The organism is Tunturiibacter gelidiferens, assembly GCF_014201335.1.
GTDB classification, from domain to species: Bacteria; Acidobacteriota; Terriglobia; order Terriglobales; family Acidobacteriaceae; genus Edaphobacter; species Edaphobacter lichenicola_E.
In genome coordinates this window covers 464,809-481,106 of sequence record NZ_JACHEB010000004.1, presented here as the reverse complement: position 1 = coordinate 481,106, position 16,298 = coordinate 464,809, and the positions used below count along the sequence as shown (strand labels likewise).

Below are 16,298 nucleotides of genomic sequence, written 5' to 3'. Positions count from 1 at the left end.
GGCGAACGCGTTTTCCGCACATTGATATACTGAAAGAGTGCGTCAGAGGACGCGCGTCATCGCCATGTCTCTCAGGCTATTTCAGCAAAGTCATCCCGCGGTGCCCCCGAACAATCATGCCCACTGAGCCCAACAACACGATTGCGGTTGCCATGTCCGGAGGAGTCGACTCCTCCGCCGTCGCCGCACTCCTGCGCGCTCAGGGCCACGAGCTCGTCGGCCTCACGCTCCAGCTCTGGAACCAGCGCCGTCTCGCCGGACACGAGGGCATGCCCGAAGCCGTTCAAGGCCGCTGCTGCTCCATCGACGACGTCTACGACGCTCGCCACGTAGCCGAGCAGCTCGACATCCCCTACTACGTCGTCAACCAGCAGGAGCGTTTCGAAGCCGACGTCGTCAAGCCCTTCGTCAGCGAGTATCTCGCCGGTCGCACGCCCATCCCCTGCACCCTTTGCAACAATCACCTCAAGTTCGACCAGCTCCTCACCACCGCCCGCCAGATCGGCGCCGACCGCATCGCCACCGGCCACTACGCCCGCAACCGCTTCGACGAGACGCGCCGGCGCTGGATCCTCTCCCGCCCCGAAGACAAGTCCAAGGACCAGACCTACTTCCTCTTCGGCCTCACGCAGGAGCAGCTAAGCCGCACGATGTTCCCCTTGGGAGAGATGCAGAAGCCCGCCGTCCGCCAGATGGCCGCCGACGCAGGCCTCGCCGTAGCCCAGAAGTCAGACTCGCAGGAGATCTGCTTCATCCCCGGCGGCGACTACAACACCTTCCTCAAGGCCTACCTTGACGAGCAGGGCGAAGACTTACCCAACACCGCCGGCGAACTCGTCACCACCACCGGCGAAGTCATCGGCCATCACGAAGGCATCCAGAGCTTCACCGTCGGTCAGCGCAAGGGACTAGGCATTACCAGCCCCAACCCGCTCTACGTCCTCGCCATCCACCCCGACTCACACCAGGTCACCGTTGGCTCGGACGAAGATCTGCTCTCCCGCGACCTCTTCGCCAACCGCCTCAATTGGATCTCGATCCCCGAGCTTACCGAACCCATCCGTGTCAGCATCAAGATCCGCCATCGCCACACCCCGGCCATGGCCACGCTCACCCGCGTAGACGCCGAAACCGTCCACGCCTTCTTCGACGAGCCCCAACGCGCAATAACCCCCGGCCAATCCGCCGTCTTCTATCAGGAAGACGAGGTAGTCGGAGGCGGTTGGATCACCTAAACTTCTCGTTGTCGTTGCCGTTGCTTTTCTGTTGTCATCCCCAAAAGGGATCTGATGTGCTTTTGTCGTTGCTGTTGCTTTTGTCGTTGCTGTTGCTTTTGTCGTTGCCGTTGCTTTTCTGTTGTCATCCCCGAAGGGGATCTGCGGTTGCTTCTCGCACATCTTCAGCAAAAGTACGGCCGTGACGCACTCCGAACCACTTCTGTCACCAGCCCTCGAAGAAAAAAGAAGTTCTCACCAGCCCGGATCAGTATCCCGTGAGTTCCTGCTAGGCCCTTTCGCCCGACCCACCAGAACCTCAATCCCCGCCTTCAGCCCATTCACGAGACCGGAGACCTCCCGAAGCGGTACCTTAATCCCCCGCGTAACCGTCTCCGAGATATCGTTCGTAGTATTCAGAACAGAAGTCACCATCCCATCCACCCGATCCACCTGTGCACGCGTCTTCGAGTTGAGATCACTCGCAGTCGCGTCAAACTCTACCGCTTTTGCCCGAACCAAATGACTTGTCTCGACCAGGTTGTCGGTGATGATCCTTATCTTCGGAGTCGTCTCTTGAATAAACCCATGAGAGTTCTCGAGCACCGGCATCATCTTCGCGCGTATCTCTTCAAAAATCTCAAGCCCGCGCTTCCTCGTCTTCGCCGCGCCGACAGCCATCGCGATCAAGGCAATCGCTTGGGCGATCAACGCAACCGCCACCATTCCAACGAAGACCATCAACAGCCTCGAGTTCCCCGAAGAAAGAGAGTCCGCGTCCTGCAGCCACATACCCGACATCACGATACGCATCGCTTCCATAAAGTCTCTCAATCCCTCAAGTTACGAGATAACAATCATAAGGCCCGGCCGCCAGCAAGCGTCGACCGGGCCTAGACTATCAGAAACGACGAACGACGACAGAGCCGCCTTACGAGTTGGATTCGCCCGTCGTGCTCACATACGCTTGTTTGCCCGCGTCGATCGCAGAAGACACCTTATCGGCGTGCTCCTGCACTAGGCCCTTCCCCTTCTCGACATACTGAGCCCACTGCGTCCGCCCGCGGTCATAATAGTCCTTGCCGCGATCAACATACTCGTTCATCTGCTCTTTACCCTGCTGCGCCAGAACAGCCGCACGATCCTGTGCCTGCTGGGCAAGTACAGCAGCCCGATCCTTGGCATCAAGAGCGCTCGCGACCAGATCCTCCCGCGTCTCTTTCCCGGCCTTGGGCGCATACAACACACCGACAAGGGCACCGATGCCCAGTCCCGCCAGGAACCAACCCAATCCACTCACACTCTCGTCGTTATCTGACATACTCATTCTCCTCTTTCAGGCTTTCGTTCGGAATCTGCCTTCCGCCTTTATATCTCAACTTCTTAGATTTCCAATCCATCAGATCCGAAATCGACTCCAAAATACTCGCTCGCCGCAATTGCCCGGCGACCGCAAATTTGCTGTGTCTAGGAAGATGCCCTGCACTCCAATTAGGTTGCGCGCCAACCCGCTCCCCGCGGTCGTTTGCCGCAAACCTCCTCCCTGCGCGCTCTCCACGTTTGCCCAGAGCAAGCTGATATCTTTCCTGAACCGCCTCGTCTAATACTCAACAACAAGATCATCCTTCGCGAAAAACGAGCAAACCCGGTTCCCTCGAAACTTCCGTCAGAGACGCCGCATCGGATACCTGTGCAGTGGTTTACAGTGTTCGCAGTACGTCTCCTCGACGCACGAAAGGGGTTTCATGTACGTCAACCGCTCTCTGACCTCCACACGCGCTCTTCTGAGCATCGGCGCTCTCGCCATCGCACTCAGCTTTGCCGGATGCAAGAGCTCCGCGCCCGCCGTCGCCACCGACGACGCCAGTCTGACCGCTGCCCTGCAAACCCGCCTCACCAACGATGATGCCCTCAAGTCCGAGCCGATCAACTCCTCAGTTCAGGACAAGGTCGCCACCCTCAACGGCACCGTCAGCAGCGAAGCAGCGCGCTCCCTCGCCGCCGCTGACGCCGCACAAGTCGTCGGCATCAAGACCGTAGTCAACAATCTCTCCGTGCAGGCTCCCGTTGCCATGACCGCCGCAGTTGTCCCGCCTCCGCCGCCACCTCCGCCGCCCACGCCAAAGAAACTCCCCACTCCTAAACCAGCACCGAAGCCTAAGGCCGCCCCCGTAGTCCAGGAGCTCCCGCCAGTCGAGCCGCCCCCCGCCCAGGTAGCAGCAGCCACGCCGCCACCACCACCCCAGCAGGAACTTCCACCGCCGCCGCCACCCCCACCACCCGTGCCGGAGTTCCGTAACATCACAGTTCCGCCTGACACCACCATTCCCATCCGCATGACCCAAACCCTCGACAGCGCCACCACACAACAGGGCGACACCTTCACCGGCACCGTCGCCACCGACATCATCCTCGACGACCTCGTCGTCATCCGTCAGGGCACCCCCGTCACAGGCCGTGTCTCTGCCGTGCAGGAAGCAGCCCACTACAAAGGAAGCTCACTCCTCACCGTCGAACTCACCAGCATCACTCGCCGTGGCGAAAAACTCGCCATCACCACCGAACCCTACAGCGTCGAAGGCAAAGGCCGCGGCAAAAACACAGCCGAAAAAGTCGGTGGAGGAGCGGCCGTCGGTGCTATCCTCGGTGGCATCCTCGGCGGTGGCAAAGGAGCCGCGATCGGCGCTGCAGCCGGCGGCGGTGTTGGTGCAGGCGCAAACACCATCACCCGCGGCGAGCAAGTTCAGATCCCGTCCGAAAGCCTCATCCGCTTCCGTCTGACCAACACCTTGTCTCTCAAAGTTCCAACAAAAAATACCGAGAGCACGACGAGCACGAACCCAGACCTGCAACAGCGGCCAGGAGACCAGCCGCCACAACAGTAAAGTTTTGCATCTCAACATTTAGCACAGGAACGGCAGACCACTCGGGCTGCCATCCCAACGCCTGAATCGCATTATCGCGGTCCAGACCTAACAAGCTGCAGCCCGACGAAGATCCGTCACAAGACTGCCCTACCCAGCGTCATTCCAGAGGTGTTCGTCTTGACGAAGGCATCGATCGACAATGCGTCTCGCCCCGCAGGGTTTCTCACCTTCACCCTGCATGCGCATCTCCCCTATGTCGTCAATCACGGCACGTGGCCCCATGGTCTCGAGTGGCTCCACGAAGCCGCCGCCGAAACCTACCTCCCCTTCCTCCGCGTCCTCAAAAATCTCGAGCGCGACAACATCCGTTTCAACTGCAACCTCAATCTCTCGCCCATCCTCCTCGAGCAGCTCTCTCACCCGGTCTTCCTCGCCGAGTTCCCCCGCTACCTCACCCGCAAGATCGTAGCCGCCCGCGAAGACGAAGCGTTCTTCCTCCAATCCGGCGACCTTCATCTCGCCGAGACCGCCCGCTTCTGGCAGCGTTTCTTCTCGCAGGCACTCGACGACTTTAACGGCTTCAACCGCGATCTCATCGCCGCCTTCCGTCACTTCAACGACACCGGCCTCATCGACATCATCACCTGCGGCGCCACCCACGGCTACATGCCTCTCCTCGGCACCGACGAGAGCATTCGCGCCCAAGTACACACCGCCGTCGACACCCACGTCCGCCACTTCGGCAAAGCCCCCCGCGGCATCTGGGCACCCGAGTGCGGCTATCGCCCCTCCGGTATCTGGAGCCAACCCGTCCCCAACTCCGACGGCACACCAACGCCCCCAGCCTTCCATCGCATCGGCGTCGAACAAGCCCTCTCCGAAGCCGGCCTCGAGTTCTTCTTCGTCGACACTCATCTCGTAGAAGAGTCTCGTCACACCAGCTCGCCCTACGATCCACCCGGCGACGGTCTTCCCCATACTCCCGAAGAAGAGCGCGCCACCCACGAGCCCCACCGCTCCCTCTACCAGCCCTACTACGTCGACGGCCCCTCCGCCAAACAGAACGCCACCACAATCTTCCCCCGCGATCCACACACCGGCCTCCAGGTCTGGTCGGGAGACACCGGCTACCCCGGCGACGGCGTATACCTCGACTTCCACAAGAAACGCTGGCCCGGCGGCCACCGCTACTGGCGCGTCACCGGCTCGCGGGTCGACATGAAGGACAAGCAGCCCTACTACCCTCAAGAAGCCGCCGAGCGCGTCAAAGCCCACGCCTCCCACTTCGTCCATCTCGTCTACGAGGCGATGAAGTCCGGCTTCAACGACTCCATCCCTCCCATCCTCTGCTCTCCCTTCGACGCCGAGCTCTTCGGCCACTGGTGGTTCGAGGGCTCCCTTTGGCTCGAAGCCGTCGCCCGCAACCTCCACGAGTACGAATCAGGAATCCAGCTCATCAGTTGCGCCGACTACCTCGACCAGTACCCCCGCGCCGGCTATATCGCCATGCAAGAGGGCTCGTGGGGAACCGAGGGCAACAACCAGGTCTGGCTCAACCCCGATACCAGCTGGACCTACACCCACATCTACCCCGCCGAGATTTACACCCGCGACGTCTGCACCGCCGGCCTCTGGCGCACCTCTGACCTCGGCCTGCGCATCATGCAACAGCTCTGCCGCGAGCTTCTCCTCCTCGAATCCTCCGACTGGCAGTTCCTCATCACCACCGGGGCCGCCCGCGACTACGCCGAAATTCGCTTCCTCACCCACAACGATCAGTTCAACGAAGTCAAAGCTCTCTGGCAAACCTACGAATCAACCGGCGCCATCACCGAAGTCCAGCAATCTCGCCTGGCCGAAATCGAACAGCGCGACAGCATCTTCCCCGACATCGATCCCGGCCTATGGGCTACCGCCGCCAAAGAACCCGTCCCCACCACACCCCTCCCCCATCCAGTCGAAACCACAGCCTAGCCCCACCGTTGCCTCAGCTTGCTGTTGTGTTGCCAATGCATTGCCGTCGCTGTTGCCGTTGCCTCCGCGCTTGCTGTTGCCCTTGACTTTCTTGCTGTCATCCCCGAAGGGGATCTGCTGTTGCTGTTAAACCAAACCCCCTGCTACCCTCCCCAAATGCCTCCCCGCGAATACCACGTCTGGGTCTACATCCTATCCAGCCGTTCGCAAAACCTGTACATCGGCTCAACAAACAGCATTCATCGCCGAACCAATCAACACCGCGAAGCGTCCCCCAAAACCCACACAGCACACACTACAACATTCATCGCCTCGTCTACTGTGAATACTTTCGCTATGTCCGCAGCGCCATCGCTCGCGAAAAAGAGCTCAAACACTGGTCAAGAGCACAAAAGATCGAACTGATTGAACGAACAAATTCAACATGGGACGACATCCTGCCACCTCGGCCCAATTAATATCTCCACCCTAACGCAGGCGACTTCCTTTTGTCGTTGGCTTTGCCGTTGCCTTTGTCGTTGCTGTCGCCCCTGTCTTTCTTGTTGTTATCCCCGAAGGGGATCTGCTGTTGTTGTTGTCCCGAGCACTTGTCCCACCCCAAAAACTGTCAAGCCCCCAAACCCCAAAAACCCGCGCCAATCAAGCATATTAGCGTGGCGTATGAGTTCCGCGCCACCAGCTATAATGAATAAAGCAAAGAGAAAAACCCCGGAAACCGCCGGGGTTTTCGACATTAACCCGTAACCCCTTTGATTGGAAGAATTTAGCCGCAACCCTTTTAGAATGACGATTTTACAGAGATGTATACGCTGTAAATAACTGAAAATAAGCAGCTTACGCGAAGGCAACCGGGGGGGGGTACACCCTAACCAGTGCATCAAACAAAAAGAAGGGAGAGTGAAAGTGACGACAGCGACACAAACACCCCGCACGGTCATTCTCAGCCATCAAACCACCTTCCCCAGAAATCCCCTCACCCTCTGGCATCTCCTCTCCCTCGACGCACCCACGGTAGCCGCCCTTTGGACCTGGTTCATAGCCTCCGCCAACCACCTCCATCTCCCAGCGATCAGTATCGTAGCTATGTTTCTCGCCGTCTGGATGCTCTACGCCGCCGACCGTCTCCTCGACGCCCGCTTCATCGGCGCATCAAGCAGGGGCGACCTCGAAGCGCGCCACTACTTCCACCACCGGCACCGTCGCGCCTTCCTCACCGGCATCCTCGTCGCTTCCATCACGCTGGCGATCCTTCTCCCTCGTCTTGAACCACGAGCCATCCACCTCTACCTCATCCTCGGCGGTCTGCTCTTCGGTTATTTCGTCCTCATCCACGCCACCAGCAGCGCTCATCGTCTCCCGAAAGAGATCGCCGTTGGAATCTTCTTCGCCGCCGCCATCTTCATTCCCACCGTGGCCCGCCGTCCCGACCTCCGCTTCTCCCTGTTCCCTCTAGCGGTCCTCTTCGCTACCACGTGCAGCCTCAACTGCCTCTTCATCTACACCTGGGAACACGGCCCCCTCACGTCGTCGTCGGATCACCAGGCACATGCCGCCACTCGCCTGGCCCTCCACAAACTCCCGCTTCTCACCACCACCCTCATCTTCCTCAGCGCCACATTCTCTCTGCTCGACCGTCACGCTTCGTGGTCAATACCATGCGCGGTCACAGCCTCCACCATCTTGCTCTTCCTCTTGCATCACCGCCGGCACCACACTGCACGCCTTACCCTCCGAAGCCTCGCCGACTTGGCGCTCATCACACCCCTCCTCCTGCTCCCCCTCCTTCCTCGATGACGCGCACTCAACCCAACTTCGACCACATCGCACGCCCTTACCGCTGGCTCGAATACATCACCCTCGGCCGCGCCCTCGAGCAATGCCGCCTCCACTACCTGCCCAGCCTCCTCAAACGCAAGCGAGCCCTCGTCCTCGGCGACGGCGACGGCCGCTTCCTCGCCCAACTCCTCGCTCAAAATCCTCGTCTCCACGCCGATGCGATCGACACCAGCGCAACTATGCTCCAACTCCTCCGGGAACGCTGCGAAGCACTAGCCCCCAACGCATCCGCGCGCCTCAACACCCATCAATCCGACGCCCTCACCTGTCCTCTCGACCCATCCTACGATCTCATCGTCACGCACTTCTTCCTCGACTGCCTCACCCAGCCCGAACTCGGCACCCTGATCACGCGCATCGCCCCAACTCTCTCCCCGCAAGCCGTCTGGCTCGTCTCCGACTTCCAAATCCCCACCGGCCCCATGCGTCTTCCCGCAAAGATCCTCGTCCGAACCCTCTACCTCGCCTTCCGCATACTCACTGGCCTCCGCACCACGCAACTCCCCGACCACGCCTCGCCCCTCCAGCAAGCGGGCCTAACCCGAATCGCCCACCGACACCGCCTCGCAGGCCTCCTCATCACCGAACTCTGGCAACTAAACCCAACTCCTCCATAGACGTCACCCAAACTTTTTCCTCCCCAAACCCGCAACCCCACCTACAATCCCGGTATGCCGCGAACCCGCCCGCTCCTCGTCGCCGCACTCCTCCTTCCACTCACCGCCCACGCTCAAACCACTCCGCAACCCAGCATCGCCACCAACTCCCCCGATGGCAAACCACTCTCCACCCGGGTCGTCGCCTACAACATCGACGCCAAACTCGACACCGACAAAAAGACCCTCGACGCCATCGAGACTCTCACCTACAAAAACCTCACCGGCCACCCCCTCACCTCTATTCCCTTCCACCTCTACCTCAATGCCTTCCGCCCCCGGTCCACCTTCACGAAAGAAACTCACTTCACCGGTGGAGTCCTCGACCCGGAAGACGACAAGAACTACCCCTCCGAAAAACTCGGCAGCATCACCATCTCCCACATCGAAGCCGACGGCTACGGCGACCTCACCTCAGCCATGCACTTCATCGCCCCCGACGACAACAACGCCGAAGACCACACCGTAACCGAGATCACTCTCCCTCATCCACTCGCTCCCAACGACGCCATCACCTTCCGTTTCGCCTTCCACGACGTCTTCCCGCTCTCAGTCGCCCGCAACGGCTACAAGCGCGACTTCATCATGGGCGGCCAGTGGTACCCCAAACCGGGAGTCTTCTGGCACGGCGCCTGGAACTGCCACCAATATCACTCCTCCACAGAATTTTTCTCCGACTTCGCAACCTTCCGCGTCTCGCTCACTCTTCCGCGCCGCTACGTTGTCGGAGCGAGCGGCGTTCCGATCGGCGAAGTCACCAACTCCGACAACACCAAGACCCTCAGCTTCTACGGCGAAGACATAGGTGACTTCGCCTGGGCCGCGAGCCCCAACTTCACCATCACCGACGGAACCTACCTCTCCTCCCTCGGCCCTGTAAAGATCCACGTCCTCGCCCTCGCTGCCCATCCCAAAGCTGGCGCTCGTTACCTCAACGTCATGCAGAAGACCCTCGCACAGTACGACCATCGCTACGGTCCCTACCCCTACAAGATCATCACCGTCATCGACCCCGAACCCGACTCCGAAATGGGAGGCATGGAATACCCCACCCTCTTCACTGGAGAGACTTCCTGGTACGACCCCACCTACCTCACCGAACAAGCCGCCGAACACGAATTCGGCCATCAATACTGGTACGGAATGGTCGCCACCAACGAGTTCGAAGACGCGTGGCTCGATGAAGGCATCAACTCCTATACCGAGGTCAAAGTCATGGCCGCCATCTTCGGTCAAAACACCTCGGTCTTCGGACGATCCTATGCAAACATTGGCGACACTGATCTGCGGCGCTATGACTACTTCATCGAACCCGACTTTGATCCGGTAACCCGCTGGGCGTTCAAATTCCGCAACTTCTACTCCTACGGTGTTATCACTTACGGCAAATCCGCCACGCTCTTGACCACGCTCGAGGGCATCATCGGTCGAGACACCATGGACGAAGCCCTGCGCACCTACTTCATGCGCTACCGCTTCACTCATCCCACAACCGAGGACTTCCTCCGCACCATTGAGGAGGTCGCCATAGCCGACGGCAAGGCCATCTCCACCGTCCCCCCCCCTCCAACACATGGACAGCACTCCACAATATCGGACCAATCCACAGCCACCTCTTTCAACGAGGCCGATGCTTCTCCCGCGCTCGTCTTTCCTTCATCCCCGCCGCTCACCTCAACCGGCTATCCCGACTACGCCACCACTCCAGCCACGAACTCCAGCCTGCGCTCCTTCTTCAATCAGGCCGTCTACGGAACTCAAATCCTCGACTACTCCGTCGACCAAGTCTCTTCCGATCCAGCCCAATGGTGGCTCCCGGAACCCAAAGACAAGAAGCAAGTCCAGTACCTCTCCTCTGTCTACCTCCATCGCAAGGGCGATTTCGTCCTCCCCGTCACCGCAGAGATCGTCTTCGACGACGGAACCCGTCTTCGCGAACGTTGGGATGGCCTCGATCGCTGGACCAAGTTCACTTACACTCGCAACGCAAAGATCCTCTCTGTCGAAATCGACCCCGACCACACCATCCTCCTCGACAAGGATCTCTTCAACAACAGCTACGTCACCACGCCCAACAACATTCCCGCTCGCAAACTCTCCAACATCTGGCTGAGCTTCCAGCAGCTTCTGGCGCAACTCTCCACCTGGATCGTGTAAACCCATCATGCCCGAACGTAGCAACATCTTCCTTCATGGCTTCTTCCTCACATTGCGCTGCTTCCCTGCGCTTATCTGGGCTTATATCTTCAACCTGGGCCTGGCTCTGATCTTTTCCATCCGCCTTCACGCCCAGTTCAGTTCCATCATGGATCACTCCCTCGCCGCACAACGACTCACAAGCGGTTTCGACCTCAGCACACTAGCCAACACTTTTCTTCGCCTGCAGGATGGCCCTTCTGGAGGCAACGCCGGGGCCTTTACCTCTGTCCCCCTGTACCTCTTGGTCTATTTTTTCCTGGTCCCCGGAACTCTCTTCTGCTATCAGACCAAAAGCCCTGCACACCTCAGCACCCTTTTTCACCAGGGTCTGCTCCACTTCTGGCGTTTTTTCCGGATCACCCTCCTCACCATCCTCGTCTCGGCACTAATACTCGGCCCTCTCGTCTTTATCCAGGGCAAATGGGCTGACCAGGTCGACAAGCATGCTGTAGAACTTCACGCATTTTTCGCAACCCTCGTCGGCTACGTGATTATCTTCCTCGTGGCGTCTATCCTTCGTCTCTACTTCGATCTCGTAGAGGTTTACACGGTCCAACTCGGCCTCCATCTCCGCCATAACGGCAAACCTGACCGCCGCGTCCGCCGCGCTCTCGCCCCCGCCTGGCGAACCCTCCGCGCACACTTTTCGCAAGCGTGGCCCGTATTCCTCTTTCTCACCATCCTCGGAGCGTCCGCCGTCGTCCTCACTGCACGTGCTTCCATGCATATGCTCGCGCAGCCGCGAGTCTGGCCAACCTTCCTCCTCGCCCAGTTCGGACTCTTCGTTCTCCTGTTCACTCGCTTCTGGCAGCGCGCAGCCGAGACCTCTCTCGCCCTCCAGAACCCCACCTTCACCCCGTCGCCCCTGCCCATCCTTCCTGTCGTTGGCAAGGTAAACCCCATCGACCCCCTCCACCCGAATCACCCAGTCCCTGCTCACCAGATCTCCTTGCCTGGCCAGCCTTTTGACCCAATCCCAAATCCCGAACCCGCATCCCCCTCCCTTGACGAGCCAGACCCCGGAGTCTTCCATCACAATCCTGCCAAATCACCGCAATAGCCCCGACATCTCCCCACACCCTCACACCCTCGCTATGATCCACAAACGGCTCTGCGGTAATATGTGAATAGATTATGAATTTGTACATTCTTCGCCACGCTAGCGCAGGTCTTCGCCGAACAAATCCCCTCCTCGACGTAAAGCGTCCCCTCGACAAAGAAGGGAAAAAGCACAGTCTCCAGCTTGCTTACGTGCTGAATGCATTGAACATACAGTTTGATCTCATCATCTCGAGCCCACTTAAGCGCTCCCTCCAGACTGCTGCCATGATCGGCACCGAGACCGGCTACGAAGCCCCGATTCAGCAATCCGAAGCACTCGCCCCCTCAGCCACCGTAAAAGACTTCCAAAAGCTTCTACGCGAAATCTCCAGCCGCGAGAACGTCCTCGTGGTCGGCCATAACCCAAACCTCACCACCTTCTTAGGCTCGCTTCTGGTGCCAGCCTCAAGCCCTGAGGCAAAGATTCGCCTCCGCAAGGGCTCCATCGCTCGCGTAGTTCTCACCCGCGGTCCAGCGACTCTGCAAGCCCTGCTGGACCCCCGCACCGTCCGCGCCCTTTACGCCACCTCGACGAAGAGCTCGCGTCGAAAGATCTCGCGGAAATAAGCCGCCTCTTTCTTCAGAGACCACGCCTCCAGCTCCGCGCCGCCACGCCCCGGCACCAGCTCGAGCAACACACGCTTCGGATACACATGCGTCTTCATCTGGAGGACCGCACTAGCCCGGTCCTGATTCAACGCCACCGCTAACCGAAGCAACACCACCGCTCGTGTCACGTTCATGTGCTCTTCCACAGGGATCCACCGCATCGGCCGGTCCAGAGGATCAGGCCGGCTCTTCCCCATATACCGGGCCACAGCGCTGACAATCATCCGCTGTTCCGGCGAAAATCCGAAGATCTCCGAGTTCGCAATGATGTATTGCGTGTGGCGGTAATGTCCCTGGTGGTTCATGAACTTGCCGACATCCTGCATCATCGCCGCCGCTTCCAGCCACAGCCTGTACTCCTCCGGCAGCTCATGCACCCGCGCCAATGCGTTGAACAACTCCACCACATGCTGCCTCACCGGCTCCACTCGCCGCTGCTCGATTCCGTACCTCTCGCAAACCTCCAGCACGCCTGCCCATCGCTCGCTCTCGATCTTCTGGTGCACTGACGTTCGTAGATCGACCTCCGCCAGCATCTGCGCTAGCATCCCGTCGCGCAGCCCCAGCGGAGAATAGCGAAATCCCTTCTGCCCCATCCGCTCCAGCAAACTTGCATACACCAGCGAACCGCCGACGATAATCTCCGACCGACGTGGCCCAATCCCCGGCACTGCCTCCCGCTCCGCATTGTTCATCTTCGCCAGTCGATCCGCCAGGCGCCGCACATCGGATGTGTCCGCAGTCAGCGCCCCCACGCGCTCTAGTCGCTTCTTTGCCAAAGTCTTACTCGCCGCCCTGCCCTTGCGGACATGCCCACTGGCCTCCGCGAGCGCCGACGCCGTCCCCGAGGTCGCAATCACCAACCCTACTCTGGGCGTCCCAAGCTTCTTCTCTGCCCGCTTCAACTCGCGATCAATGAACTGCTTCAAACGCGCGACATCTTCCTTCGCCGGCGGATCGCTCCGAAGAAACTCCTCCTGCAACCGCACCGCTCCCAGCGGCATGCTCACCATCGACTTGATCCGGCCGCCATCGGAGAGCGTCACCTCACAACTCCCGCCGCCCAGATCTATCAGCAGACACCGTCCTCGAGCCCCCACCTCATGCGTCACGACCCCAAGATGAATCAGCCGCCCTTCCTCAAGCCCCGAGATCACCTCGACGTTCCATCCCGTCGTCGCCTTCACCCACTCGGTAAACGCCGCTGCATTCCGCGCATCTCGCATCGCGCTCGTCGCCACCACGCGAACTTTATCGGCGACATGCAGCTGGACTGCCTTATGAAAACGCTTCAGCGCGCGAATCGTCGAGGCCATCGCCTCAGGCGAGATCACTCCCGTCTGAAAAACACTCTCTCCCAGCCGCGTGACCTCACGGTCTTCGTGCAATGTCTTCAATCGATGCATCTGTACACTGGCAATCTTCAAGCGACACGAGTTCGATCCGATATCGATCGCGGCAAACGTAGGCATAGTTCTGGTATCACCTCAGGAGCAAAAATCCCACCACAAGAAGATTACATGCCGCAGGCCGTTCTCTGAGCGGCGTGCCGTCATCAACAATCTTCCCTGCAAGCCATTTATGCTAGAAGAGCACAGCGAAAATATGATGAAAGACACACTCCTCGAAACAATTGCCGAACCTGAGGCAGCGCTCGCCACCTACAACCCGCGACGCTCCACGGCGCTCCTCGTTCTCGTCGGCCTCTGGCTCATCATCTTCTTCGCTGCCCTCTTCTCTCCGCCGCTGCTCGACGACGCCGACGCCACCCACGCCAATGCCGCCCGTCATATGGCACTCTCCGGAGATCTCGTCACGCTTCGTGTCAACGGCATCCGCTATCTCGAAAAAGCGCCGCTTCCCTACTGGCTGGGCGCCCTCAGCTTCCGTCTCTTCGGCTTCAATACCTTTGCCGCGCATCTCCCGCAGGCAATCGGCGTCCTTCTCCTCGCACTCCTCGGCTATCACTGGGCGTTTCGCGCCTTCAACGCCCGCGCGGCCTTCTACGCCGGCGTCGCGACCCTCACCACCGTTGGCGTCTTCCTCTTCACGCGCTACTACATCCCCGAAGTTCTCCTCTCTCTCTTCCTCTGCATCGCCCTCTACTGCCTCCTGCAATGTCTCCCACCTTCTGCAGATGCTGAGAAAAGAGCCGTCATCTCGACCGGAGCGCAACGGAGTGGAGAGATCCCCGCATTTCTTTCTCCAACCGCCTACGCCTACGTCATGTGGATTGTCCTCGCCCTCGCTGTCCTCACCAAAGGCCTCGTGGCCCTCATCTTCTTCTCCGGCGCGGCCATCCTCTATCTCGTTTTAAGCGGCGAATACAAAAACTGGCGCAATCTCAGACCCTTCACAGGTATCCTGCTCTTCCTTCTCATCGCAGCTCCTTGGCATATCCTCGCTGGCCTGCGCAACACCGGCGGCATGAACGGCCACGGCTTCTTCTGGTTCTACTTCATCAACGAGCACTTCCTCCGCTTCCTCGGCCGACGCTATCCGATGGACTACAACAAGCTTCCCAGCTCCCTCTTCTGGAGCCTCCATCTCGTCTGGCTCTTCCCTTGGTCGCTCTTTTGCGGAGCACTCATCCATCAGGCCTACACCGCCTTCCAGAGCTATCGCGCTTCCAATCCCGCGCCCACCGACGAAGCAAGAACCTTCTATTGGCAACCCTACGCAATAGTCTTCGTCGGCCTTATCCTCCAAAACGCCCTGAAAATTCCATATCTCTTCACGGTCTTTGCAGCACTCGTCCTCTTCCTGATCCACGGACTCCGCCGCCGCCAGTCAAACTCTCCATCGGGTACCCCACTCCTCCGCGTCAACACACTCGCCCAACGCAGCACTCTGCTGTTAAGCCTCTTTGCCTCCCTGGTTCTGACGTTCTTCTCCCTCTCCACCAACCAGGAGTACTACACCTTCCCCGCGTACCTCGCGATCATCCTCCTCCTTGCCGTCGCCCTCAGCAACGCCGAACAAACCTTCCACTTCGACTCCGCGTCGCGCCGCTGGATCACCGTTGCTCACGCCACCTTCACCGTGCTCGGTGTGGCCATCGCCATCACGCTAATCTATGGCCTCTGGAACTCTCGTCACCTTCCCTTCGTACCCGACATCGGCGATGTCCTCGCCCACCGCGGCGTAGGCAACTACACCCTCTCCATGTCCGGTATCTTCGACCTCACCGGTCCCAGCTTCGCGGCGTTGCGTCTCCCCGCCGCGCTCGCCGCCATAGCCTTCCTCACTGGCCCGGCCATCGCCTGGTTCCTCCGCTCCCAGCGGCGGCACCTCGCTTCGACTGTAACTGTCGCCCTCACCGCGACCACCTTCTTCATCGCAGCTCACATAGCCTTCGCACGCTTTGCCCCCATGCTCTCTTCCCGCAGCTTCGCCGACACCATTCAACAACTCGAAGCCAACCACTCCATCGCCCCTGATACCGAAGTCCTCCTCTACGGCGATCAGTCCTACGGCTCCTCGATCGCCTTCTACCTCGGCCGACAGATCTATCTCGTCAACGGCCGCTCCTCCTCGATGCTCTTCGGCGGAACTTTTCCCGACGCACCGCCCATCTTCCTCACTTCGCAGGATCTGCTCACCGTCTGGGGCCACGGCGACCGCAAACTTCTCTTCGTCCCCATGGAAAAACGAGAAATAGTCGACCAGCTCCTCGGCAGCAAAAAAATTCTTCTTTTCGAAAGTTCCGGCAAAGCCCTCTTCACCGACCGCCCCGTGGACAACTCAGGCAAACCCAAAGATCCCGAGACCGCCACACTGTCCCTCAACCAACGTCTGACCAGACAGGACACCCCCTGATCGGAACGACCTCGCAGCCCATT

13 protein-coding genes are annotated in these 16,298 nt (G+C 59.6%); 10 read left to right on the top strand and 3 right to left on the bottom strand.

Annotated features, from left to right (window positions below; translation table 11 throughout):
- Nucleotides 1-116: 116 nt before the first annotated feature.
- Nucleotides 117-1,235 carry a tRNA 2-thiouridine(34) synthase MnmA gene (gene mnmA, locus HDF14_RS10910; protein ID WP_183976377.1) on the top strand — a complete coding sequence of 373 codons (1,119 nt, stop codon included), beginning with the start codon at nucleotides 117-119 and terminating at the stop codon, nucleotides 1,233-1,235.
- 234 nt (nucleotides 1,236-1,469) lie between these two features.
- Here the strand turns inward: mnmA and HDF14_RS10905 are convergent, their stop codons facing one another.
- Complete coding sequence (locus HDF14_RS10905; protein WP_183976375.1) at nucleotides 1,470-2,036, bottom strand: hypothetical protein; 567 nt, start codon at nucleotides 2,034-2,036, stop codon at nucleotides 1,470-1,472.
- A 109-nt stretch (nucleotides 2,037-2,145) separates the two neighbouring features.
- Complete coding sequence (locus tag HDF14_RS10900; protein ID WP_183976373.1) at nucleotides 2,146-2,535, bottom strand: YtxH domain-containing protein; 390 nt, start codon at nucleotides 2,533-2,535, stop codon at nucleotides 2,146-2,148.
- A 424-nt stretch (nucleotides 2,536-2,959) separates the two neighbouring features.
- Between HDF14_RS10900 and HDF14_RS10895 the strand changes: the two genes are divergently transcribed.
- The 8 genes from HDF14_RS10895 to HDF14_RS10860 all read left to right on the top strand — a co-directional run bounded on the left by HDF14_RS10895 (nucleotide 2,960) and on the right by HDF14_RS10860 (nucleotide 12,414).
- Nucleotides 2,960-4,099, top strand: a complete 1,140-nt coding sequence (locus HDF14_RS10895; RefSeq protein ID WP_183976371.1) for a BON domain-containing protein — start codon at nucleotides 2,960-2,962, stop codon at nucleotides 4,097-4,099.
- Between the two features lie 159 nt (nucleotides 4,100-4,258).
- Complete coding sequence (locus HDF14_RS10890; RefSeq protein WP_183976369.1) at nucleotides 4,259-6,055, top strand: glycoside hydrolase family 57 protein; 1,797 nt, start codon at nucleotides 4,259-4,261, stop codon at nucleotides 6,053-6,055.
- Between the two features lie 156 nt (nucleotides 6,056-6,211).
- Nucleotides 6,212-6,460 carry a GIY-YIG nuclease family protein gene (locus HDF14_RS10885; protein ID WP_260698175.1) on the top strand — a complete coding sequence of 83 codons (249 nt, stop codon included), beginning with the start codon at nucleotides 6,212-6,214 and terminating at the stop codon, nucleotides 6,458-6,460.
- A 498-nt stretch (nucleotides 6,461-6,958) separates the two neighbouring features.
- The gene (locus tag HDF14_RS10880) at nucleotides 6,959-7,849 is read left to right on the top strand and encodes a hypothetical protein (protein ID WP_221304630.1); all 891 of its coding nucleotides are present in this window, start codon (nucleotides 6,959-6,961) and stop codon (nucleotides 7,847-7,849) included.
- Complete coding sequence (locus HDF14_RS10875) at nucleotides 7,846-8,508, top strand: class I SAM-dependent methyltransferase (protein ID WP_183976367.1); 663 nt, start codon at nucleotides 7,846-7,848, stop codon at nucleotides 8,506-8,508. Before HDF14_RS10880 ends, HDF14_RS10875 begins: the two co-directional genes overlap by 4 nt.
- A gap of 54 nt (nucleotides 8,509-8,562) precedes the next feature.
- Entirely contained in the window at nucleotides 8,563-10,704 is a 2,142-nt protein-coding gene (locus HDF14_RS10870; protein ID WP_183976365.1) for a M1 family metallopeptidase, read from the top strand.
- A gap of 7 nt (nucleotides 10,705-10,711) precedes the next feature.
- On the top strand, nucleotides 10,712-11,806 hold the full coding sequence (locus tag HDF14_RS10865; RefSeq protein WP_183976363.1) for a hypothetical protein: 1,095 nt from the start codon (nucleotides 10,712-10,714) through the stop codon (nucleotides 11,804-11,806).
- 74 nt (nucleotides 11,807-11,880) lie between these two features.
- Nucleotides 11,881-12,414, top strand: coding sequence for a SixA phosphatase family protein (locus HDF14_RS10860; protein ID WP_183976361.1), 534 nt, complete (start codon nucleotides 11,881-11,883; stop codon nucleotides 12,412-12,414).
- On the opposite strand, the gene HDF14_RS10855 is transcribed toward HDF14_RS10860, so the two are convergent.
- Nucleotides 12,366-13,928, bottom strand: a complete 1,563-nt coding sequence (locus HDF14_RS10855; RefSeq protein ID WP_183976359.1) for a Ppx/GppA phosphatase family protein — start codon at nucleotides 13,926-13,928, stop codon at nucleotides 12,366-12,368. The two genes, HDF14_RS10860 and HDF14_RS10855, sit on opposite strands and share 49 nt — an antisense overlap.
- Before the next feature lie 133 nt (nucleotides 13,929-14,061).
- On the opposite strand from HDF14_RS10855, the gene HDF14_RS10850 reads away from it, so the two are divergent.
- Nucleotides 14,062-16,275, top strand: coding sequence for an ArnT family glycosyltransferase (locus HDF14_RS10850; RefSeq protein WP_183976356.1), 2,214 nt, complete (start codon nucleotides 14,062-14,064; stop codon nucleotides 16,273-16,275).
- The last annotated feature ends 23 nt before the right edge of the window (nucleotides 16,276-16,298 follow it).

Bases quoted from the DNA above. Each gene is read 5' to 3' on its own strand.
- mnmA (WP_183976377.1), top strand. From the start codon at position 117: ATGCCCACTGAGCCCAACAACACGATTGCGGTTGCCATGTCCGGAGGA.
- HDF14_RS10905 (WP_183976375.1), bottom strand. From the start codon at position 2,036: ATGGAAGCGATGCGTATCGTGATGTCGGGTATGTGGCTGCAGGACGCG.
- HDF14_RS10900 (WP_183976373.1), bottom strand. From the start codon at position 2,535: ATGTCAGATAACGACGAGAGTGTGAGTGGATTGGGTTGGTTCCTGGCG.
- HDF14_RS10895 (WP_183976371.1), top strand. From the start codon at position 2,960: ATGTACGTCAACCGCTCTCTGACCTCCACACGCGCTCTTCTGAGCATC.
- HDF14_RS10885 (WP_260698175.1), top strand. From the start codon at position 6,212: ATGCCTCCCCGCGAATACCACGTCTGGGTCTACATCCTATCCAGCCGT.
- HDF14_RS10875 (WP_183976367.1), top strand. From the start codon at position 7,846: ATGACGCGCACTCAACCCAACTTCGACCACATCGCACGCCCTTACCGC.
- HDF14_RS10870 (WP_183976365.1), top strand. From the start codon at position 8,563: ATGCCGCGAACCCGCCCGCTCCTCGTCGCCGCACTCCTCCTTCCACTC.
- HDF14_RS10865 (WP_183976363.1), top strand. From the start codon at position 10,712: ATGCCCGAACGTAGCAACATCTTCCTTCATGGCTTCTTCCTCACATTG.
- HDF14_RS10860 (WP_183976361.1), top strand. From the start codon at position 11,881: ATGAATTTGTACATTCTTCGCCACGCTAGCGCAGGTCTTCGCCGAACA.
- HDF14_RS10855 (WP_183976359.1), bottom strand. From the start codon at position 13,928: ATGCCTACGTTTGCCGCGATCGATATCGGATCGAACTCGTGTCGCTTG.
- HDF14_RS10850 (WP_183976356.1), top strand. From the start codon at position 14,062: ATGATGAAAGACACACTCCTCGAAACAATTGCCGAACCTGAGGCAGCG.